Below are 20,881 nucleotides of genomic sequence, written 5' to 3' on the forward strand. Positions count from 1 at the left end.
GGTAGCCGGGTCTCATGAGCCAGGACCGGTACTTCGCGATCTATCTCAACGACCATCTGGCCGGCGCGGTGGCCGGGACCGAACTGGCGCACCGGCTCGCGGCCGCCGAACCGGACATCCCCATGCTGCGCACGGTCGCCGACGAGATCAGCGCGGACCAGCAGGCGCTGCGGAACATCATGGCCCGCCTGAACGTGCCGGTGCGCAGCTACAAGACCTGGGCGGCCTGGGCCATGGAGAAGGTGGCCCGGCTCAAGCCCAACGCGCACCTGACCAGCCGTTCACCGCTGAGCCGCGTGCTCGAGCTGGAGATGCTGCGGCTGGGTGTGGAAGGCAAAGCCGCGGGGTGGCGGTCCCTGCGGGCGCGGGCGCACCACGACGACCGGCTCGACCCGGGCCGGGTGGACGAGCTGCTCAAGCGCGCCGAACAGCAACGCGACCAGCTCGAGGAGCTCCGGATCCAGGCGGCCGCCGACGCGTTCGGCGGCCACCCGGAGTAGGAGCCTTACGTGGATTCCGCCACGGGTGCGGCGAACTGGGTGTTGTACAGGCGGAAGTAGGCGCCTTCGGTGGCCAGCAGCGACTCGTGCGTGCCCTGCTCGACGATCTGGCCGTGTTCCATCACCAGGATCAGGTCGGCGTCGCGGATCGTCGACAGGCGGTGCGCGATGACGAAGCTGGTCCGGCCCTGCCGCAACGAGTTCATCGCCCGCTGCACCAGCACCTCGGTGCGGGTGTCCACCGAGCTGGTGGCCTCGTCGAGGATCAGGATCGCCGGTTCGGCCAGGAACGCCCGCGCCACCGTGATCAGCTGACGCTCACCGGCGCTGAGGTTGCCGCCGTCCTCGTCGATCACCGTGTCGTAGCCGTTGGGCAGGATCCGGCAGAAGTGGTCCACGTGGGTCGCCTTGGCGGCCTCGACGATCTGCTCGCGGGTGGCGTTGGCGTTGCCGTACGCGATGTTGTCGGCGATCGTGCCGCCGAACAGCCACGCGTCCTGCAGCACCATGCCCGTCCGGGACCGCAGGTCCTCGCGGGTCATCGTGGCGATGTCGACGCCGTCCAGGGTGATCCGGCCGGAGTCGATCTCGTAGAACCGCATCAGCAGGTTGACCAGGGTGGTCTTGCCCGCGCCGGTCGGCCCGACGATGGCGACCGTCTGGCCCGGGTCCACGGCCAGGGTGAGGTCCTCGATCAGCGGCGTGTCCGGCACGTACCGGAACGACACGTCCTGGAACTCCACCCGCCCGCGCACCTGCGTCGGCGACACCGGCTCGGCCGGGTCGGGCTCCTGCTCGTCCGCGTCCAGCAGGGCGAACACCCGCTCGGCCGAGGCCACCCCGGACTGCAGCAGGTTGGCCATCGAGGCCACCTGCGTCAGCGGCTGGGTGAACTGCCGCGAGTACTGGATGAACGCCTGCAGGTCGCCCAGCGACAACGAGCCCGACGCCACCCGCAACGCGCCGACCACGGCCACCAGCACGTAGTTGAGGTTGCCGATGAACATCATCGTCGGCTGGATCAGCCCGGACACGAACTGCGCCTTGAACCCGGCCTCGTACAGCCCGTCGTTGTGCTTCTGGAAGGTGTCCGCCGAGGCCTGCTGGCGGCCGAACGCCTTGACCAGCGAGTGCCCGGTGTAGACCTCCTCGATGTGCCCGTTGAGCTTGCCGGTGGTGGACCACTGCTTGATGAACTGCGGCTGGGCCCGTTTGCCGATCTTGGCCGACACGTAGACCATGATCGGCACGGTCACCAGCGCGATCACCGCCAGCAGCGGCGAGATGACGAACATCAGCACCAGCACGCCGACCACCGAGAACAGCGACACCAGCAGCTGGCTCATCGACTGCTGCAGCGACTGCGCCAGGTTGTCGATGTCGTTGGTGACGCGGCTGAGCACCTCACCGCGCGGCTGCTGGTCGAAGTACCGCAGCGGCAGCCGGGCGAACTTGTGCTCCACCTGCTCGCGGAGGTCGAACACGGCCCGCTGCACGATGATCGTGGTCAGCCGGGCCTGCAGCAGCGCGAACACCGAGGCGATCACGAACAGCCCCAGCACGATGAGCAGCACCCGGCCGACGGCGTCGAAGTCGATGCCGTGCCCGGGCACGATGTCCATCCCGGCGATCATGTCGGCCTTGGTGTTCTCGCCGCGTGCCCGCAGCCCGTCGACGATCTGCGCCTTGGTGGCGCCCGCGGGCAGCTGCGCGCCGATGATGCCGGCGAAGATCAGGTCGGTGGCCTGGCCGAGCACCTTCGGGCCGACCACGTTGAACGCCACGCTGATCACACCGAGCACCAGCACGGTCCAGACCATTGCGCGCTGCGGCGCCAGCGTGCGCAGCAGCCGCAGGCCGGAACCCTTGAAGTCCAGCGCCTTCTCGGCCTGTCCGCCCGCGCCCATCATCCGGCCGGGACCGAAGCTCATCCCGCCGCCGGCGCCGGCTCTGCGGGCCGGGGTGGCCCGCTCTCCCGTGACGCTCATGCCGCCTCCTGCTCGGTCAGCTGGGACAGCACGATCTCCCGGTAGGTGTCGTTGCTCTCCATCAAGTCGTGGTGGGTGCCGGTGCCGACGACGCGGCCCTCGTCCAGCACGACGATCCGGTCGGCGTTGCGGATCGTGTTGACCCGCTGGGCCACCACGATCACCGACGCGTTCGCCGTCTCGGCCGCCAGCGCGGACCGCAGCCGCGCGTCGGTGGCCTGGTCCAGCGCGGAGAAGCAGTCGTCGAACAGGTACACCGCCGGGCGGTGGATGATCGCCCGCGCGATCGCCAGCCGCTGGCGCTGCCCGCCCGACACCGTCGTGCCGCCCTGGGCCACCGCGGTGTCCAGTCCGTCCGGCATGGCCTCGACGAAGTCACGCGCCTGGGCGATCTCCAGCGCCCGCCACATCTCCTCGTCGGTCGCGTCCGGCCGCCCGTACTGCAGGTTGGACCGGATCGTGCCGGTGAACAGGTACGCCTTCTGCGGCACCAGGCCGATCGCGGTGGACAACGCGGCCCCGTCGAGGTCGCGGACGTTCACGCCGTCGATCCGCACCGTGCCGCCGGTGGCGTCGAACAGCCTCGCCACCAGGTTGATCAGGGTCGTCTTCCCGGCGCCGGTGCTGCCGATGATCGCCGTGGTCTGTCCCGGATGGGCGACCAGGTTCACCCCGCACAGCACCGGTTCCTCGGCCCCGGGGTAGCTGAAGTCCACGTTCGCCAGCTCGACCTCGCCCAGCGGCACCGGCAGCGCCACGGGCTCGACCGGCGGCGCGACCGACGGCTCGGTCTCCAGCACCTCCATGATCCGCTCCGCGCAGACCTCCGCGCGGGGCAGCATGATGAACATGAAGGTGGCCATCATGACCGACATCAGGATCTGCATCAGGTAGCTCAGGAACGCCGTCAGCGCGCCGATCTGCATCTGCCCCGAGTCGATCCGCATGCCACCGAACCACAGCACCGCCACACTGCTGAGGTTCATCACCAGCATCACGGTCGGGAACATCAGCGCCATCAGCTTGCCGACCCGCAGCGACACGGTGAGCAACTCGTTGTTCGCGGCCCCGAACCGTTCCTGCTCGTGCTTGTCGCGCACGAACGCGCGGACCACGCGGATGCCGGTGATCTGCTCGCGCAGGATCCGGTTGATGCCGTCGATGCGGTCCTGCATCTGCCGGAACCACGGCCGCATCCGGCTGACGATCAGCATGATCAGCGTGCCCAGCACCGGAACGATGATGACCAGCAGCAACGACAGCGGCGCGTCCTGGCGCAGGGCCAGGATGATGCCGCCGACGCACATGATCGGCGCCATCACCATCAGGGTGAACGTCAGCAGGGTCAGCATCTGCACCTGCTGGACGTCGTTGGTGGTGCGGGTGATCAGCGAGGGCGTGCCGAAATGGCCGACCTCACGGGCCGAGAACGACTGCACCTTGCCGAAGATGTTCGCCCGGATGTCCCGGCCGATGGCCGAGGCGGTGCGGGCCGCGTAGTAGGTCGCGCCTGCCGCGCAGACGATCTGCCCGAGCGTGACCAGCAGCATCATCCCGCCGACGCGCATGATGTAGCCGGTGTCGCCGGGCACCACGCCGAAGTCGATGATGTCCGCGTTGAGTGTCGGCAGGTAGAGCGCCGCCAACGTCTGCAGCAGCTGCAGCACCACCACGATGGCCAAGGGGCCGCGGTAGTCCCGCAGAGAGAGTCTGATTAGTCGAAAAAGCACGTTTTATGCCGCTTTCCTTCGTGCCTGGTCCCCCAGAAAGTTCATCGCCACGACAGTACCCGCACCCTCAAATCGGATATCTCGGGCGTGGCCGGATCTGTGGGATTCACGGCCGTCCAGACATGGCGGGCGGACCGCGGCTCGGCGACGCTAACGGGGTGACCACCTCGATTCCGGACACCAAGCTCGCCGCCGCGGCCACCGACCTGGTCCGCGACACCGTCGGCGACCTCATCTACCACCACTCGCGGCGGGTTTTCCTGTTCGGCAGCGCGATGGGGCGCCACCGCGGGCTGAGCTTCGACCCCGAGTTGCTGTACATCGGCGCCATGTTCCACGACGTCGGCCTGAACCCGGAGTTCCGCGAGAGCGGCCGCCGGTTCGAAGTGGACAGTGCGGACGAGGCCCGCCGGTTCCTGCACGCGCACGGTGTGCCGGAGGACAGCGTCCGTCGCGTGTGGACAGCCATCGCCTTGCACACCACGCCGGGGATCCCGGAGTTCATGGAGCCGGAGGTCGCGTTGGTGACCGCGGGTGTGGAGTACGACGTGCTCGGCATCGGCTACCACGCGTTGAGCGAGGCCGAACGGGCCTCGGTCGTGGCGCTGCATCCGCGGCCGGACTTCAAGCGGCGCATCCTGGCGGCGTTCACCGAGGGCATCAAGGACAAGCCGGCGACGACGTTCGGCAACGTGAAGGCCGATGTGCTGGCACATTTCCAGCCGGGGTTCAGCCGCGGCGACTTCGTCACGGTGATCCAGGAGTCGCCGTGGCCGGAATGAGAATCGTCGTGGTCGTCGCGTTCGACGGCGTGCAACTGCTGGATGTGACGGGTCCGGTCGAGGCGCTGACCACCACTGGCTGCTACGACGTGCGCGTGGTTTCGCCTACTGGCGCGGATGTCCGGACCTCGTCGGGTGTGCGGATCGGTGTCGACCATTCGGTGGGCTCGCTGCCCGGGCGGTTCGACACGCTGCTGGTACCAGGGAGGCCGGAGTGGCGGACTGCTGTCTCGGACACCGGGCTGGTGTCGTTGGTTTCGTCGCTGGCCGAGCGGGCACGGCGGGTCGCTTCGGTGTGCGCGGGAGCGTTCCTGCTGGCCGAGGCGGGGCTGCTGGACGGGCGGCGGGCGACGACACACTGGCAGCTGGCCCGGGATCTGGCGAGGACGTATCCGCGGGTCCTCGTCGAGCCGGACCCGTTGTTCGTGCGGTCGGGGCCGGTGGTGACCTCGGCGGGGATCACGGCGGGGATCGACCTGGCGCTGTCGCTGATCGAGGAGGACCACGGGCCGGATGTGGCGCGCTCGGCCGCGCGGTATCTGGTGGTGTTCATGGCCCGGCCGGGTGGGCAGTCGCAGTTCAGCGCCCGGATGGGACCCGCGTACTCGTCACATTCGACTGTGCGCAAGGCAATGGACCACGTGACCGCCGACCCGGCGGGTGACCACAGCCTCGACGTGCTGGCGGACGTCGCCGGCGTGAGCCCTCGGCACCTGACCCGGTTGTTCCGGGCGGAGCTGGACATCACGCCGGCGCAGTTCGTGGAGACCATCCGGTTCGAGGCCGCGCGGGTGTTGCTGCAGAACGGAACCTCACCCATCGAGGCCGTGGCCGGGCAGGCCGGGTTCGGCTCGTCGGAGTCGATGCGCCGGGCGTTCCAGGACACCCTCGGCATCTCCCCGTCGACCTACCGCGCCCGGTTCCGCAGCACTAGTACCGTATCTCCGCCGTTCTCGAAGGCAGCGCGAACTTCCGGATGAGGTAGGTGAGCGCGGCGGCGATCAGCAGCCACACGATCGCGGCCGCACCGTAGTTGAAGAACACCGCGGCCTTCGCCGAGCCCGGGGTGAACAACCCGTCGAACCCGAGCGACACCGCCCCAGCGAACCCGTCCATGAAGGACGCGAACCCGTTCTTCGGGTTGGCGTCGGCCAGGACCAGCACGATCTGTATCACCAGCACGACCGCGAACAGCGCGCACACGAAGTTGATCGCCGCGTTCACCCGCCGCACCGCCCGGACCCGCTTGACCTGCCGGTCCTCGGCCGCGTACGCCGCGTCCTGGTGAGCCGGCGGCGGCACATCGCGGCGCACAGGCTGTTGCTCCGGCAACGCTCTCGTGCGTTCCGGTTCCCGCTCGGGATACGTCATACCAACGGAATACCCGCCCCACACCCCCGCAAACCCACCCACCCGCACCGGTCACCGAGGAACAGGGGTTGGCGGTCGCCGCCGAGCATTTTCGCGTTCTGCGCGGACAACATCTGGCGGGGTGACTGGGAAGTAGTGTGGCGCCATGATGAGTGCTTCGCCGTTCACCGAGACCTCCACCAGTGGCCGGGCGAACGGCTTCGACGAGCTGAGCGCGGCCGGGCCGGTGCAGAAGGTCACCCTGTTCACGGGAGTACCGGTGTGGGTGATCACCGGGTACGCGGAGGCACGTCAGGTGCTCACCGACCCCAACGTCGTGCGCTCGTTCACCGAGGGCCCGCACGCCGACCATGTCTCCGACGAGCTGCGCCGCGCGATGAACTCGCACATGCTCGCACTCAACCCGCCGGAGCACACCCGGCTGCGCAAGCTGGTCTCGGCGGCGTTCACCCGGCGCCGGGTGGAGGAGCTGGAACCGCGGATCGCCGAGATCAGCGCCGGTCTGCTGGACCACATGGCCGAGCTGGGCAAGGACGGCACGCCGGTCGACCTGGTGGCCGAGTACGGGTATCCGTTGCCCATCACGGTGATCTCCGAGCTGATCGGCGTTCCGCAGTTGCAGCGCGACGAGTTCCGCCGGTTGACGGCGCTCACGCTGAGCGGGCCGCTGCACACGCCCGAGGAGTACGTCGCGGGCGCGTGGGAGATGGTGCACTACATCCGGTCGCTGATCGAGGAAAAGCGCGCGAACCCCGGGGACGACCTGCTGTCGGCGATGATCGCGGTCCGCGACGAGGGCGACCGGCTGACCGGCGACGAGCTCACCTCGATGGTGTTCGTGCTGCTGGTGGCCGGGCATGAGACCACGGTCAACCTGATCACCAATGGCACGTACACCCTGCTGACCCACCCGGACCAGCTGGCCAAGATGCGCGCGGACGCCACGCTCATCCCCGCGGCCGTCGAGGAGGTGCTGCGCTTCGACCCGCCGGTGATGACCACGCTGCCCGCGCACACCATCGGACCGGTCCATATTGGACAGACGACGATCCCGGCCGGTGAGGTCGTGCTGCCCGCGGTCTGGTCGGCCAACCGCGACCTGAGCCGGTTCGCCGACCCGGACACGTTCGACATCACGCGCGAGGACAAGTCGCACGTCGGGTTCGGCCACGGCATCCACCACTGCCTGGGCGCCCCGCTGGCCCGCCTCGAGGGCCGGATCGCGTTCCGCGACCTGTTCGGCCGGTTCCCGGACCTGCGCCTGGCGGACCCCGGCGAGGACGCCGGACGGACGATCAGCCTGGTCCTCAACGGCATCCCGCGGCTGAACCTCGTCACCGGCTAGTGTCCCGCGCGGGATACTGGGCCCGACGCGCATTCGTTCCAGGACACGGTTTCGCAGCAAGTAGCATGATCGGCACCGGGTGTGACTGGGAGCCAGGATGCGACGTGGGTATGCCCTGCTGGTGGTGCTGACGCTGCTGGCCGGAATCAGCCCGGCCACGGTGTCGGTGGCCGCAGCACCCCTGCCGCCGGTCGCGGTGCCGGACACCGCTTTGAATGCCAAGTGGAACGCGTACGGCGACCAGGGCGGGCACTGGACCGGCGGCGACCGGACGGTGTCCGTGCCCTTGCCGGACGGCCGGACCGCGTGGCTGTTCTCGGACACGTTCCTGGGCACGGTGAACCCCGGCGGCAGCCGCCCGGCGAACACCCCGATGCCGCACAACACCCTGGTCGTCGAGCAGAACGGCCAGCTGGGACCGACACTGCACGGCGGCACCGCGGCCGCTCCCCTACCGCTCGTGGAGGTCGCGGGCTCGCCGCTGACCTACTGGGTGAACGACGGGATCGTCGAGGGCAACACCCTTCGCGTGCTGTACACGCAGATCGAGTCCACCGGCGGAGGCGGCCTGGACATCCGGCTGAAGGGCACCGCGCTGGCCACGTTCAGCCTGCCGTCGCTGACCTTGACGGACGTGCGGACCCTGCCACTCGGCGACAGGATCGCGTGGGGCCAGGACATGGTGACCGAAGGCGGATACACCTACATCTACGGTTCCGAGTCGCAGGGCAACGAGCCGAAACGCGTCCACGTGGCGCGAGCGGCCACCCTGGACGGCGCCTGGCAGTTCTGGACCGGATCGGGCTGGTCCGCGCACGAGGAGGACTCGGCGCGCATGCTCACCGGTGTGGGTCAGGCGTTCTCGGTCACCAAGGCAGGCAACGAGTACGTGCTGATGACCATCGAGGGCAACCTCACGTTCAACCCGACCCTCGTGGCGTACACCGCTTCCGCGCCAACGGGTCCGTTCGGCAACCCGCGCCCGTTGTACCAGGCACCGGAGCCGGGCGCGGGCAACCGGCCGGTCTTCGTCTACGACGCGGCCATCCACCCACAGCTGTCCCAGCCGGGCAAACTTGTGGTGTCCTACAACGTCAACAGCATGAACCCGGCCGACAACACGGCGGACGTCAAGATCTACCGGCCGCGGTTCGTCGACGTCACCTGGCCGCCGCCGGTGCCAGATCCCGCTCGGCTACCCGGAACACCCACCGGATTGTCCGTTGTGGACACCAATGACGGTGGCGCCACGGTGTCGTGGCAGCCGGTGTCTGGTCAAGATCTCAAGTACCGCGTGTACCAACGGGATGTCACCGCGGGACAGGAGTTCTTCGCCCGCCATCCGGAAGCGCACACCGGGACGACCGCGAACATTCCGTTCATGCGGGCCGGTCACACCTACGAGTTCCGGGTCACCGCGCAGAACGAGACCGGCGAGAGCCAGCCGTCCGGCGCCGTGAGCCTCACCGTGACCGGTGCACCGCTTCGGCCGCCCGCCAACGTCCGCGCCACGCCCAACGACTCCGGCGGGATCACGCTGACCTGGGATCGCAGTCCCAGCCCGGGTCTGCTGCTGTACCAAGTGTTCCGGTCGGACATCACGAACGGGCCGTCGGGCAGCCTGCCGATCGGCTTCCCGGACTCGGCGAACACAACGGTCACCGACATCGGGCTGGAACACGACCACGTCTACGAATACGTGGTCACCGCCAACCGGTCCGGCCAGGCGAGCGAACCGTCCACAGCCGTGCACGCCACCGCCCGGTACCGGAAACCCGGTGTACCAACGAACATCCGGGCCACCCCGCGACCGGACGGCAGGATCGGCCTGTCCTGGGACGCGCCCGGACCGGACGTCTGGTATTGGGTGTACCAACGGGACATCACCGGCAACCCGGCGAACGAGTTCAGCAAGTGGCCGCTGCCCGTGCCCGGCCAGACCACGATCGTCGCGGACTCCTTGCTGCCCAACCACACCTACGAGTTCAAGGTGTCCGCCACCAACCGCGGCGGCGAGGGCGACGTGTCCGCACCGGTCCAGGCAACCTCCACAATGGACACCCAGCCGGTGTCGCCGGGGTCGGTGCCGCCCCGGCCAACCGCGTGGGTCTCCCCGGCACAGCCCGGCCGGTCACCGAGATCGCGCCTCCTCACCCGCCGAGCGCCCTGGTCGCCATCCCCAACCCGGGCGTCCTGCCCTCGGCAGCACCCCGCGACCAGCTCCGGCATCCCTCCTACCAGCGGAAAGTGACTCACTGCGTCCTGCCCGATACACGCTGTGTGACGCGGGTGACATCACCTTGCCATACCCCTACCCCCTGTTGCTAAGTTTTTCTTAGTTACTCAGTTTTTCTTAGGGAGCGGACATGGCGAAGGTGCAGATCATCATCGCGAGCACGCGGCCGGGCAGGATCGGGCCGAAGGTGGCCGGCTGGATCACCGGGCTGGCACGTGAGCACGGCGGCTTCGAGGAGGTGCAGGTCGTCGACCTGGCCGAGGAGAACCTGCCGATGATGGACGAGCCGCACCACCCCCGGCTGCGCAACTACGTGCACGACCACACCAAGGCCTGGAGCGCGAAGATCGACTCGGCGGACGCCTACATCTTCGTGATGCCCGAGTACAACTACGGGTTCACCGCGCCGCTGAAGAACGCCATCGACTACCTGAACCACGAGTGGGCCTACAAGCCGGTCGGGCTGGTCAGCTACGGCGGTGTCGCCGCGGGCACCCGCGCCGCGCAGATGATCAAGCAGGTGCTGACCACCCTGAAGATGGTGCCGTTGTTCGAGGCCGTGTCCATCCCGTTCGTGCACAGCATGATCAACGAGGACGACGAGCTGGCGGCGAACGACATCATGCGCTCGGCCGCCAAGGACATGCTCGACGAGCTACGGAGGGTGAGCGACGCGCTCCGCCCCCTGCGTCAGGCGAGCTAAGATCGGGCTGTCATGTCCGAATCCGAGGTTCACAAGGTCTGCAGCCGGTTCCACGCGGCGATCGAGATGATCGGCACCCGGTGGAGCGGCGCGATCCTGCGCGCGATCTTCACCGGCCACCACCGGTACGCCGAGATCAAGGCGGCGATCCCGGGCGTGAGCGACACCATGCTGGCTTCCCGGCTGCGTTCGATGGAGGCCGACGGGCTGATCGTGCGCCAGGTGGTGCCCGCCTCGTCGGTGCAGGTGCACTACGAGCTGACCGAGATGGGCCGGGACCTGGCGCCGACGATCGACTCGATGATCGAGTGGGCGCACAAGTGGATCCCGCTCGACGAGGCCGACGCCCGCCGCGAGCACACCGCCTAGCGCTCGCTGGATTCCTTGCTCAGGACGGGTTTCACGTCGATGATCGGCGTGCCGTCGAGGGCTTCCAGGTCGCGGACGCCGACGCGCGGGCCGTCGATGGACGTGATCTCCACGCGGTGCAGGCCGATCGGGTTCGGCCGGGCCGGCGAGCGGGTGCTGAACACGCCGGTGACCGGGCGGTCCGGGTCGCTGCGCGGGTGCACCGCCAGCACGTCCCGGTCGGCGCGGTCCAGCCAGGTCAGCACGAGGACATGCGCGCCCACCTCGAAGTCCTTGATCCCGGTGAGCACCTCGGGGTCGAACACGAGGACCGAGTCGGGCGCGCCCTCGTCGCCCTGTTTCGGCGCCTGATCAAGATCGGTGAGCGGCGATTCGACCCGGCCGATCGCCCGCAGCTGCATCACGCCGCCTTCGCCGCGGCGACGAACTTGCGGATCAGCTCGGCATCCTTCACCCCGCGCGACGACTCGACACCACTGGACACGTCCACGCCCCACGGCCGGACGGCGTGGATGGCGGTGCCGACGTTGTCCGCCGTCAGCCCACCGGCGAGCAGCCACGGCCCCTGCGGACGTCCGCCGCCGAGCAGCGCCAGGTCCCACTGCTCCCCCGACCCGGCGACCGGCGAGTCCAGCAACAGCATGTCCTCGCCATACGCACCGACCGTGACGTCAGTGTCCTCGCGCAGGGTGGTTGCGCGGATGAGCTTGAGCGGAAGGTCCCGCAGCTGCTCGAACGCCGACGCCGGGTAGTCGCCGTGCAGCTGGATCGCGCCCACCCCCGCGTCGAGCGCGGTCTGCCGCGCCTCAGCGGCCGGTTGCTTCAGGAACACGCCCACGGTCAGGACGTGCGCCGGCACCTCGGCGACCAGCTTGCGGGCGACGTCGACATCCACCCGCCGCACGCTCTCGGCGAACACGAACCCGACGGCGTCCGCACCCGCGTCGATAGCGGTCGAGACATCCTCGGGGGTGCGCAACCCGCACACTTTGACGAACACAGCACCCAGACTAACGGGTAGCGTGCGAAGCGTCCCGTCACCGACCTGGGGGTCGCCATGAGTATTGAGTTTCTCCTGACATCTTTGGTCATCGTGATAACACCCGGCACCGGTGTGCTGTACACAATGGCCGCCGGGCTGTCCCGTGGCACCAAGGCGAGCGTGGTCGCGTCGGTCGGCTGCACGCTCGGGATCGTGCCGCACATCCTCGCCGCGATCACCGGCCTGGCGGCGTTGCTGCACACCAGCGCGGTCGCGTTCCAGACGCTGAAGTACCTCGGCGTCGCGTACCTGCTCTACATGGCCTGGTCGACCTGGCGGGACAAGGGCAACCTGTTGGTGGAGAAGGACAAGGAGCCCAGGCCCGCGTCCAGGGTGATCCTGTCCGGGATCCTGCTGAACGTGCTCAACCCCAAGCTGACCATCTTCTTCTTCGCGTTCCTGCCGCAGTTCGTCAGCACCGGCGCCCCGGACGCGGTGTGGAAGATGGTCGAGCTCAGCGCCGTGTTCATGGCCATGACGTTCGTGGTGTTCGTCGGCTACGGCGCGTTCGCCGCCGCCATCCGCACGCACGTCATCTCCCGGCCGAAGATCCTGTCCTGGCTGCGCCGCGGCTTCGCGGGCGCGTTCGCCGGCCTGGCCGCGAGCCTCGCGTTCACCGACAAGTGATCCACACCCCTTAGTACGAGATACCAGGGGTGTGAGTCCCGAAGGACCACTCGTAGCCCTCGGATGTCCAGGATCCGGCAGCGGTAGTTGCCCCACTCGGTGGCTTCCGGCTTGAGGACGGCGGTCGCCCCCGCGGCGAACACACTGTCCACATCGGACTGTTCCGGAAACCGCATGGTGACCTGGAAGCCGAGCACGTCCACCAGCCAGTCGATCGCGCCCGGGGCGTCCTGGTACCCGAAGTACGCTGAAAGTGCCATGCCCCCAGCATCCCGGGGACAACGGTCAGTTCCCGTCCTGAATGCGTTCTCCCAGCGCGATCGCGTAGACAACGGCCTCGTCGATCGCCTCGACGCCGAGCAGGTCCTCGATCGCCGACTCGCGCAGCGCGCAGGTGGGCGCGGCGAGCAGATCCCGCTGGGTGGCAACGAGCTGGATGTTCTGGCCGATGTGCCCGGCCTCGATCATCACCACGCGGTAGCTGACCGCGCTGCGGTACTTCCACATCGTCCTGGCGAAGTTGGCCACCAGGAACACGACGGCCGCCGCCTTGTCCGCCCACTGCTGGCCGGCCAGCAGTGTCCCGGCCGATGGGATCTCCTCGCCGTGCACGAGCTGCAACGAGTGGTCGAACCCGGAGTAGTGGTAGATCCCGGGCGCGAGACCGTCCACCGCGCGCACGAGAACGTAGCCCTCAAAGGGGTTCAGCGCGCCACCGGAGGGGGACATGGTCAGCGGCATGCTGCCCCGGCTGACGTCCTCGACGAACCCGGTGATGCCGAACCCGCCGAACAGCACCGCGCCCAGGCTGTCGCGGCCGATCTTCTCGCCGGAGAACTCCCGGGCCGAGCGGCGCGACCGCAACACCTGCCAGAGGTTCCCGGTCTCGTCGACCTCGGGCAGCGGGATCTCGTTCCAGTTGGCATGCTTGCGGAACAGGATCGGCCCGTCGGTCTGCTCGGGCAGAGTGTCCTCGTAGGACGCGTCCCGGCTGGCGAAATGGTACAAACCGGCCACCGGTCCCCAGGCCCAGCGGCGCCGGTAGTCCTCGTCCCGCCCGGCCAGCCCGGTGCCCTCGACCACGAGCGCGTTGAGCTCCACCAGCCGGGCCACTTCGTCCACAATGGACACCCGGTCGCGCAGCCACGCCTCGGTGCGCCAGTCGTCCGCGGCCAGCAGCACCGAGATTTCCGTTGCGGTGCCGGGAAAAGCGCGGCGGGTGACGAAGTTGTAGACGGTGATGCCCGGCCCGTAGGGCAGCAGCACCAGCGATGCCGCCCGGCGGAAGCGCATCGCCGGCTGGCCGGTGGCGTCCCGGTGACCGGCGACCCCGGCCAGCAACGCCTTGACCCGGCCGTCATCGGCGGGCGCGGACCGAGCCAACAAACCGTGCCGGAGCCACTTGTCGTACTCGTTCACCCGAGCGACCGTACCGCTGATCGCCCGGGTGAAAGCGGGGAAAACGCCCTACTCGACGGCCATTTCGCCGAGCGGTGACCAGTCGTCCTGGTCGAGCTGGAAGTTGACGACCCGCGGCGTCTCGGCCAGGTGCGGCGGCAGGGTCTGCTGCGCGGCCTTGAAGTGCGCGGACTGCACGTGCGCCCCGCCCGCCTCACCGTCGCGGAAGGCCTCCACGAGAACGTACTCGTTGGCGTCCTCCACACTGCGCGACCAGTCGAACCACAGGCAGCCGGGTTCGGCGCGGGTCGCCTCGGTGAACTCACGGGCGATGTCCGGCCAGCTGTCGGCGTACTCGGGCTTGATCCGGAACTTGGCCGTGATGAAGATCATGGCCTCACCTTAGTGGTTGTCACCGGATGGCGCGTGTCGCAGTTTGAGACACCATCAGCGCCAGCACACCCAGCGCCGCCACCACGATTCCGTACACCACAGCGGTGATCTGCAGACCGAACTCGGTGGCCGCGAGACCGGCGACCACGGCGGGCAGGCTGAACGCCAGATACGAGATGGTGTAGGCCACCGCGAACAGCTCACCACGCTCGGCCGGACCGGAAATCCGTGCCAGGGTCCCGAAACTGGCCAGTCCGGAGGCGCCGAAGCCGACTCCGGCCACAACCGTCCCAGCCACACCGAGCAGGACGCTGTCCGACAGTATCCCCCACAGGGTCAGCAGGGTTCCCGCGGCGAGCAGCGACGCGGCGACCCTCAACAGAACAGCCATTGTCCAGCCACGCAACAGCAACGCGGTCACCGCGCCGGTCCCGCAGAGCAACGTGACGACCAGGCCTCCGACGAGATGATTGTGCAGCCCGAAAACCTGGGCGGCGACCGACGGGCCGAGCGACAGGTACAGCCCGCCGAGCGACCAGCTGGCCAGCAGGATCGGCACCAGCGCGAACATCGGGGACCGCAGGCGCGCCGGCACGCCGAGCCGCGGCGCCAGCGAGGCCAGGCCGCCGGGACGCCTCGCCGAGGTCTCCGGCATCAGCGCCACCACGACCGCGGCCAGCACCATGCCCGCCAGCAGCAACGCGTAGACCAGGTGGGTCGGCGCGGGCGCGAACTCGACCAGCGCACCACAGCCCAGCGCGCCCAGAGCGAGCCCGGTGAACGCGGCGACGCCGTTGATCACACCCGCGCGGCCGGGGGCATGCGGCGGGTTGAGGTCGACCAGGGTCGCGCCCAGCGTCGTCATGGCCGCGCCGGTCGCGATGCCCTGCAGGAACCGCGCCACGAGCAGCGTGGACACGTCACCCGCCAGGACGAACAGCACCAGAGAGACGGCCTCCAGGCCGATCGCCGAGGCCAAGACGGGCCGTCTGCCGACATAGTCGGACAACGCGCCGAGGACCAGCAGCGAACCCACCAGCCCGATCACGTAGACGGCGAAGACAACGGTCAGGGTCGTCGGCGAGAAGCCCCATTGCTGCTGGTAGACGACGTAGAGCGGGGATGGCGCGCTGGAGGCGGCCATGAACAGCACGAAGATCGCGGCCACCGCGGTGAACGAGACCGCGTGCGAAAGCCGCCGGACCGGGGGCGCCGAGACCAGAGATGCCACAAGAGACTCCTCTAAAGCAACGATCAGTGCGTTAGCCACCATACGCCTTAACGCAGCGATCAGTGCAATAATGGATCCTATGTCCGTCACCACCCGACCCGGCGGCCGCTCCGCCCGCGTCCGCGCCGATGTCCACCGCGCCGTCGCCGAGCTGGTCACCGAGGCGCAGGGCGAGCTGACCCTGCCGGTGATCGCCACCCGCGCGGGCGTGCACCCGACCACCCTCTACCGCCGCTGGGGGTCGCTGGGCGAGCTGCTGGAAGAGGTCGCGACCAGCAGGTTCAGCGGCGACATCGTGGTGCCGGACACCGGGTCGCTGCGCGGCGACCTGGAACGGTGGGCCACCGACGTGGCCACCGACCTGGCCGACCCGGACAGCCTCGCGCTGATCCGCACCACCCTCGGCTCGGGGCCGGACGGTGGCTGCGCCTGCCTGGGCGACCGGCACGACCAGCTCAAGGCGATGCTGGAACGAGAGCAGGAACGCGGCGGCGCCGTGCCGACCGTCGAGCGCGCCGCGGACACCCTGCTCGGCGCGCTGTACTACCGGGCACTGTTCAGCCGGCAGCCGATGGACGAGCCCTGGATCAAGGACCTCGTGGACATGCTGCTGCGGTAGTTCTGCCCTTTCGTCCCTTGTGAGCGGGCCGGGCGGGCCGAGATCCTGTCAGGCCATGACCCCGGTGCAAGTCATTGCGGTGGCCTCGATCGCGCTGTGGTTCGCCGTCCAGGCCCTCGTGCGGCACCGGACCAAGGCCCCCGTGGTCTCGGCGGCCTCCGCCGACCCGGGAAACGACACCCCGGTGACCGCGAACATGGCGGTCAACAACTGGGAGGCGACTCAGGACGCGATCCCGGCGACGGTGCTCGACCTGGTCCACCGGGGCGTGCTGAAGCTGGACGGCGACACGATCCACGTGCCCGAGGTGGTCCCGGACGGCCTGCGTACCTACGAGGACACCCTCGTCCGGCACCTGCGGCTGATCGCCACGGACCGGGTCGTGGCGATCGACGAGGTCGACCCGGCGGACAAGGACTTCCAGACGTTCTTCGCCGAGTTCGCCCGCCAGGCGGGCGCCGAGGCCGATTTCCGGGGATGGGCCGAGCGGCGGCTCACCGGGCGCCAGAAGGCGTTGCTGTTCTTCGCGTCCGTGACACCTGCCGTGCTCGCCGTGTTCGCGATCCCCTGGCCCACCACCGAGGACGTCTACATCCTGGGCACGATCGTGTTCATCGCCGGCTCGTACTGGCTCGGCAAGTACGCGTTCCGTGGCCCGTCGATGCGGCCCACCGCGGCCGGTGCCGAGATCACCGCGCGGTGGCAGGGTTACCGGGTGGAGGACGCCATCACCACCGCCACCCTGACCGATATCGCTGTGCTGGGCCGGAAACTCGCCTACGCGACGGCTTTGGGCAAGGCGGAGGTGGCGTTGTGGCTGTTGTCCTGGGGTGTCGATCATCCCGAGGCCGCGTGGTCCCGGCACAGCGGGACCTGGCGGCGGTTGCGGATCTGGTACCCGTGGATGCTCGGCTGGGGCTACTCGCCGCGGCGGCGGGTCGGGCACGCGGTGTGGAAGGCGGGTTTCGCCTCGGTCGTGTTGTTCGGGGACGGCCTCACCACGTTCGCCGACATGCCATTGTCGGACAGCCTGGTGTGGGTGACCGGGGTACCGGTGACTGTGGTGATCGTCCTGTATGCCTTGGCCGCTTTGGATCTCGTGCTGGCCGTCACCGAGCTGCTGACCCGGCGGATCCACGTCGGCTGGGTACTGCGGTGGCGCCCGGCCGGTGAGGAGAACATCTACGTCGCGCTGGAGGAGAACGACTCGACGCGGATCAAGGCCTACAAGATGCCCGCGTCCACCGCGGGGATCGAGTGGGACGCCAGGATCCAGTTCACCGCGGGCATCGCCCTGGGCCGGGTGACCCACCTCGAGGTCCTCGACCGGCCGTGACCCCTTCCCCCGTGGCTCGCTAGTCCAAAAGAGACACGCCGGTTGGCCTGGAAGCTGCTCCGTTCAGGCGAAATAACCGTGCGAACAACGCGGCATTCCTCGGAAAATCCGTGCGTCTGCCTGCTGTTGCTTGGTGCACATGGCAAACGTCACTCGCTGAGGTGGCGTAGTAACCGGTTTTCCCGGTGCCCGATGTTCTCTCCGGCAAGTAACCTGGCAGAGGGGAAGTTGTTACGTGAGAACAAAACCGTTACTGGCCGCCGGTGCATTGGCACTGGTCGGCGTGGTCACGGCCGGGCAGGCGGCGTACGCCGTCGACGGCAACCTGCCTGGTGGCACGAGCATCGCCGTCGCCATCGCCAGCCCGTCGGAGAACGCCGTCATCCCGCAGGGACCGGCGACCGTCACCGGCACGGCGTCGATCGGGACGGGCGTGCCGGTGAAGGACACCGCGCTGACGTATGTCATCGATGTGTCCGGCAGCACCGCCGGCCCGTGTAGCAGTACGTCCATCCTGGCGTGTGAGGTCGCGGCCGGGAAGGCGTTGAACGACAAGGCCGCCACGCCGAACACGGTCGTCGGTCACGTCGGCGCGGCCGTCTTCGCCACGAACGGCGCCGCGGCCGACGTCGGACCGGCCCCCAGCGAACAGTTGCTGACCACGCCGACCACCGACGCGAACGGCAACGGTGCCCGGGACATCAACGAGGTGCTCGACTCGGCGTCCATCGGCGGGCTGGGCGCGTTCACCGGCCGCAGCGTCGGCACCGGCACCGACTACCGGGCGGGGATCAACGCGGCGTCCGCGGTGACCGGCGCGCAGACCGAGTCCCGCAAGATCGTCATGTTCCTGTCCGATGGGGTGCAGCCGTTCGACGTGACCGCCGAGGCCGGTGCGGTCCCGGACGACGTCAAGTACTTCACCTTCGCGGTGGGCGCGGGCTCCAACTGCAACAACGGCAACTACAACGCGAGCCTGCAGGCCATCGCCGACCTCACCGGCGGCACCTGCACCCCGGTCCCCGACCCGGCGAACCTGCCGGACGTCGTTCCCGGGATCATCGCGTCCAAGCTGGTCAACCTGACCCTGTCGGTCGACGGCGGGCCGGACACCGCCATCACCAACGTCACCCCGGCGCTGCCGCAGACCGGCCCAGCCTCGGTGAACTACACAGTGAACACGGGCACCCTGACCTCGGGTGTGCACACGCTGTGCGTGACCGCGCACGGCACCGACGGCGGTGGCGCGGGGCAGGTCACCGACTGCAAGCACGTCCGGGTCAACGACCCGCCGGTGGTCACGATCGGCGGCCCGTACGCCGGTCAGGAAGGTACCGCGGTGGCGCTCGCCGGGCAGGTGTCCGACCCGGACGGGCCGAGCCTGGTCACCCATTGGAGCGCGACCCCGCTGTCCAATGTGGACCCCGGCACGACGTGTGTGTTCGGCAACGCGGCCGCGTTGAACACCACAGTGACGTGTAACGACGACGGCGTGTGGACGTTGAGCCTCAGCGCCAACGACAGCCTGCACCCCGACGTCGTCAAGACCACGACCCTGACACTGTCCAATGTGGCTCCTCAGGTGAGCATTTCCTCGCCCAGCAACGGGACCACGGTCGTGCGCGGTGCCCCGATCGGCGTCACCGCGCCGTTCACCGACATCGCCACGCATGACACGCACACCTGCACGGTCGATTTCGCCGACGGCTCCCCTGTCGTCAACGGAAACGTCGCCCAGGGCGCGGGTTCGGGCACGTGCACCGCTTCGCACACCTACACCGGTGTCGGCGCGCACAACGTGCTGGTGACGGTCACGGATGACGACGGCGGCCAGGCCACCGCGGTGGTCACCATCGTGTCGTACGTGCGGGCCGAGGCGTGGTCGTTGAGCGCCAACGGTTTGATCAACGTCGCCAAGACCCCGCTGGCCGGGTGCCCGCCGAACTCCAACCTGACCACGGCGTCGCTGAACGTGCTGGGCTTGGCGTCGGTCCAGGCTCTGCACGCGGAGTGCACAATGGACACTTCCAACGGCCACACCAACGCCTACGCCAACGTGTCCAGCGCCAGCCTGCTCGGTGGCGTGATCAAGCTGTCGGATCTGGAGACCCGCTGCATCGCCAACGAACAGGGTCTGTCCGGTTCGTCGCGGGTGGGCACGCTGAACGGGCAGCCGATCGGCACGCAGCCGGCGACGATCGGGATCCCCGGTGTGGCAACGGTTTACGTCAACCAGTCGGTGAACGGGCCGAACGGCCAGTTCGCGCAGTACGCCGTGCGGGTGGTCACGCTGCTCGGCCAGGAGATCGTCGTGTCCGGCTGCCGGATGGGCTTCTAGTCAGCTCGTCTTGAGGCGGTAGACCTGCATCGCGTTCCCGGCGAGAACCAGGTCGGCCGTCTCGGCGTCGGGACACAACGCGGCGACTGCCCGGGCGTTCTTGGCGATGCCGGGAACGCCCGGCCAGTCCGTGCCGAAGATCATCTTGCGGGTGAGCCGGTTCCAGTTGTGCCGCGCGTAGTACTCGCGCAACCGGGACGGCGGCAGGCCGGACAGCTCGATCCAGACCCGATCGTAGGTCAGGGCAAGGAAAGCGGCGGCGTCGTACCACCAGCCACGGCCGCCGTGCGCGAGCGCGATGTTCAGCCCGCGGAAGTCGCGCAGCACGTCGTCGAGCAGGACCGGGTCGGCGTAGGCGTTCATCGACCCGGGGAAAGTGCTTGTACCGCAATGCACCACGATCGGCACGTCCAGCGACTGGCAGAGTTCGTAGGCGGGATAGAGCGCACGGTCGTTGACGGGCGCGCCCGCGTGCACGGGGTGGATCTTCAACGCCACCGCGCCGAGATCCAGCTGGCGCCGCACTTCTTCCTCGATGGGATAGTGCAGGTGCGGGTTGACGTTCGCGATCACCTTGACCCGCGCGGGGTTGTGCGCGGCGAGCGGCAGCATGTCCTCCACCGGCTGGATCCCGGTCGCCTTCGGGCTGTACTCGGCCAGCACCAACGCGATGTCGACGCCCTCCTCGGCGAGGTAGGCGTCGAACTCGGCCGGATCGCACGTGCCGTCCTCGCGGTACACCCGGTCGAGGACCGCCGCGTCGCCGAACCCCGAGGCCCACTCCCGCCACGCCAGCTTCAGCGTGGGCAACCTCGCGGCATGCAGGTGCACATCGACCAACGGCCGCCCATCCAACATACGGACACTCTACAG

At 68.8% G+C, this 20,881-nt stretch carries 20 protein-coding genes; 11 read left to right on the top strand and 9 right to left on the bottom strand.

Annotated elements, in window-relative coordinates; genetic code table 11:
• The first annotated feature begins 14 nt into the window (after window positions 1-14).
• Complete coding sequence (locus AB0J95_RS18550; protein ID WP_364758591.1) at window positions 15-500, top strand: hypothetical protein; 486 nt, start codon at window positions 15-17, stop codon at window positions 498-500.
• Between the two features lie 5 nt (window positions 501-505).
• Here AB0J95_RS18550 and AB0J95_RS18555 read toward each other — a convergent pair whose 3' ends face one another.
• On the bottom strand, window positions 506-2,431 hold the full coding sequence (locus tag AB0J95_RS18555) for an ABC transporter ATP-binding protein (protein WP_364758818.1): 1,926 nt from the start codon (window positions 2,429-2,431) through the stop codon (window positions 506-508).
• Window positions 2,432-2,484: 53 nt separating this feature from the next.
• Entirely contained in the window at window positions 2,485-4,218 is a 1,734-nt protein-coding gene (locus AB0J95_RS18560; protein ID WP_364758593.1) for an ABC transporter ATP-binding protein, read from the bottom strand.
• Between the two features lie 158 nt (window positions 4,219-4,376).
• Here AB0J95_RS18560 and AB0J95_RS18565 point away from each other — a divergent pair, with 158 nt between their 5' ends.
• The gene (locus AB0J95_RS18565; RefSeq protein WP_364758596.1) at window positions 4,377-5,000 is read left to right on the top strand and encodes an HD domain-containing protein; all 624 of its coding nucleotides are present in this window, start codon (window positions 4,377-4,379) and stop codon (window positions 4,998-5,000) included.
• Window positions 4,997-5,980, top strand: a complete 984-nt coding sequence (locus AB0J95_RS18570) for a GlxA family transcriptional regulator (RefSeq protein ID WP_364758821.1) — start codon at window positions 4,997-4,999, stop codon at window positions 5,978-5,980. Before AB0J95_RS18565 ends, AB0J95_RS18570 begins: the two co-directional genes overlap by 4 nt.
• Here AB0J95_RS18570 and AB0J95_RS18575 read toward each other — a convergent pair.
• Window positions 5,931-6,371 carry a hypothetical protein gene (locus tag AB0J95_RS18575; RefSeq protein WP_364758599.1) on the bottom strand — a complete coding sequence of 147 codons (441 nt, stop codon included), beginning with the start codon at window positions 6,369-6,371 and terminating at the stop codon, window positions 5,931-5,933. The two genes, AB0J95_RS18570 and AB0J95_RS18575, sit on opposite strands and share 50 nt — an antisense overlap.
• 145 nt (window positions 6,372-6,516) lie before the next feature.
• On the opposite strand from AB0J95_RS18575, the gene AB0J95_RS18580 reads away from it, so the two are divergent.
• From AB0J95_RS18580 to AB0J95_RS18595, 4 genes are all read left to right on the top strand, one after another.
• On the top strand, window positions 6,517-7,716 hold the full coding sequence (locus AB0J95_RS18580; protein ID WP_364758601.1) for a cytochrome P450: 1,200 nt from the start codon (window positions 6,517-6,519) through the stop codon (window positions 7,714-7,716).
• 97 nt (window positions 7,717-7,813) lie between these two features.
• Entirely contained in the window at window positions 7,814-9,967 is a 2,154-nt protein-coding gene (locus AB0J95_RS18585) for a fibronectin type III domain-containing protein (RefSeq protein WP_364758604.1), read from the top strand.
• A 115-nt stretch (window positions 9,968-10,082) separates the two neighbouring features.
• The gene (locus AB0J95_RS18590; RefSeq protein ID WP_364758607.1) at window positions 10,083-10,655 is read left to right on the top strand and encodes an NAD(P)H-dependent oxidoreductase; all 573 of its coding nucleotides are present in this window, start codon (window positions 10,083-10,085) and stop codon (window positions 10,653-10,655) included.
• Between the two features lie 12 nt (window positions 10,656-10,667).
• Window positions 10,668-11,024, top strand: a complete 357-nt coding sequence (locus AB0J95_RS18595; protein WP_364758610.1) for a helix-turn-helix domain-containing protein — start codon at window positions 10,668-10,670, stop codon at window positions 11,022-11,024.
• Here the strand turns inward: AB0J95_RS18595 and tsaA are convergent.
• Together tsaA and AB0J95_RS18605 are read right to left on the bottom strand one after the other, a co-directional pair.
• Window positions 11,021-11,425 (bottom strand): tRNA (N6-threonylcarbamoyladenosine(37)-N6)-methyltransferase TrmO, encoded by a 405-nt coding sequence (gene tsaA, locus AB0J95_RS18600; protein ID WP_364758824.1) that lies wholly within the window; start codon window positions 11,423-11,425, stop codon window positions 11,021-11,023. The two genes, AB0J95_RS18595 and tsaA, sit on opposite strands and share 4 nt — an antisense overlap.
• A complete protein-coding gene (locus AB0J95_RS18605) occupies window positions 11,425-12,024 on the bottom strand; it encodes a phosphoribosylanthranilate isomerase (RefSeq protein WP_364758613.1) in 600 nt (199 codons plus the stop codon). Before AB0J95_RS18605 ends, tsaA begins: the two co-directional genes overlap by 1 nt.
• Window positions 12,025-12,081: 57 nt before the next feature.
• Between AB0J95_RS18605 and AB0J95_RS18610 the strand changes: the two genes are divergently transcribed.
• Complete coding sequence (locus AB0J95_RS18610; RefSeq protein WP_364758615.1) at window positions 12,082-12,693, top strand: LysE family translocator; 612 nt, start codon at window positions 12,082-12,084, stop codon at window positions 12,691-12,693.
• A gap of 285 nt (window positions 12,694-12,978) precedes the next feature.
• On the opposite strand, the gene AB0J95_RS18615 is transcribed toward AB0J95_RS18610, so the two are convergent.
• Genes AB0J95_RS18615 through AB0J95_RS18625 form a run of 3 tightly spaced genes read right to left on the bottom strand, consistent with a single transcriptional unit; the run spans window position 12,979 to window position 15,757 of the window.
• Window positions 12,979-14,112 carry a SagB/ThcOx family dehydrogenase gene (locus AB0J95_RS18615; protein ID WP_364758618.1) on the bottom strand — a complete coding sequence of 378 codons (1,134 nt, stop codon included), beginning with the start codon at window positions 14,110-14,112 and terminating at the stop codon, window positions 12,979-12,981.
• Window positions 14,113-14,160: 48 nt separating this feature from the next.
• Window positions 14,161-14,484: a putative quinol monooxygenase gene (locus AB0J95_RS18620; protein WP_364758621.1), complete on the bottom strand. Its 324-nt coding sequence runs from the start codon at window positions 14,482-14,484 to the stop codon at window positions 14,161-14,163.
• 19 nt (window positions 14,485-14,503) lie between these two features.
• Window positions 14,504-15,757 (bottom strand): MFS transporter, encoded by a 1,254-nt coding sequence (locus AB0J95_RS18625; RefSeq protein WP_364758624.1) that lies wholly within the window; start codon window positions 15,755-15,757, stop codon window positions 14,504-14,506.
• A gap of 37 nt (window positions 15,758-15,794) precedes the next feature.
• Here AB0J95_RS18625 and AB0J95_RS18630 point away from each other — a divergent pair, with 37 nt between their 5' ends.
• The 3 genes from AB0J95_RS18630 to AB0J95_RS18640 all read left to right on the top strand — a co-directional run bounded on the left by AB0J95_RS18630 (window position 15,795) and on the right by AB0J95_RS18640 (window position 20,008).
• Window positions 15,795-16,334, top strand: a complete 540-nt coding sequence (locus AB0J95_RS18630) for a TetR/AcrR family transcriptional regulator C-terminal ligand-binding domain-containing protein (protein ID WP_364758626.1) — start codon at window positions 15,795-15,797, stop codon at window positions 16,332-16,334.
• A 55-nt stretch (window positions 16,335-16,389) separates the two neighbouring features.
• The gene (locus AB0J95_RS18635; protein ID WP_364758629.1) at window positions 16,390-17,670 is read left to right on the top strand and encodes a hypothetical protein; all 1,281 of its coding nucleotides are present in this window, start codon (window positions 16,390-16,392) and stop codon (window positions 17,668-17,670) included.
• Window positions 17,671-17,905: 235 nt separating this feature from the next.
• Entirely contained in the window at window positions 17,906-20,008 is a 2,103-nt protein-coding gene (locus tag AB0J95_RS18640) for a PKD domain-containing protein (RefSeq protein ID WP_364758632.1), read from the top strand.
• Here the strand turns inward: AB0J95_RS18640 and AB0J95_RS18645 are convergent, their stop codons facing one another.
• Window positions 20,009-20,866, bottom strand: coding sequence for an amidohydrolase family protein (locus AB0J95_RS18645; protein WP_364758635.1), 858 nt, complete (start codon window positions 20,864-20,866; stop codon window positions 20,009-20,011). It abuts the gene before it with no gap.
• Window positions 20,867-20,881: the final 15 nt, after the last annotated feature.

Origin of the sequence: Actinocrispum sp. NPDC049592 (assembly GCF_040675465.1) — a bacterium.
Taxonomy (GTDB): domain Bacteria; phylum Actinomycetota; class Actinomycetes; order Mycobacteriales; family Pseudonocardiaceae; genus Kibdelosporangium.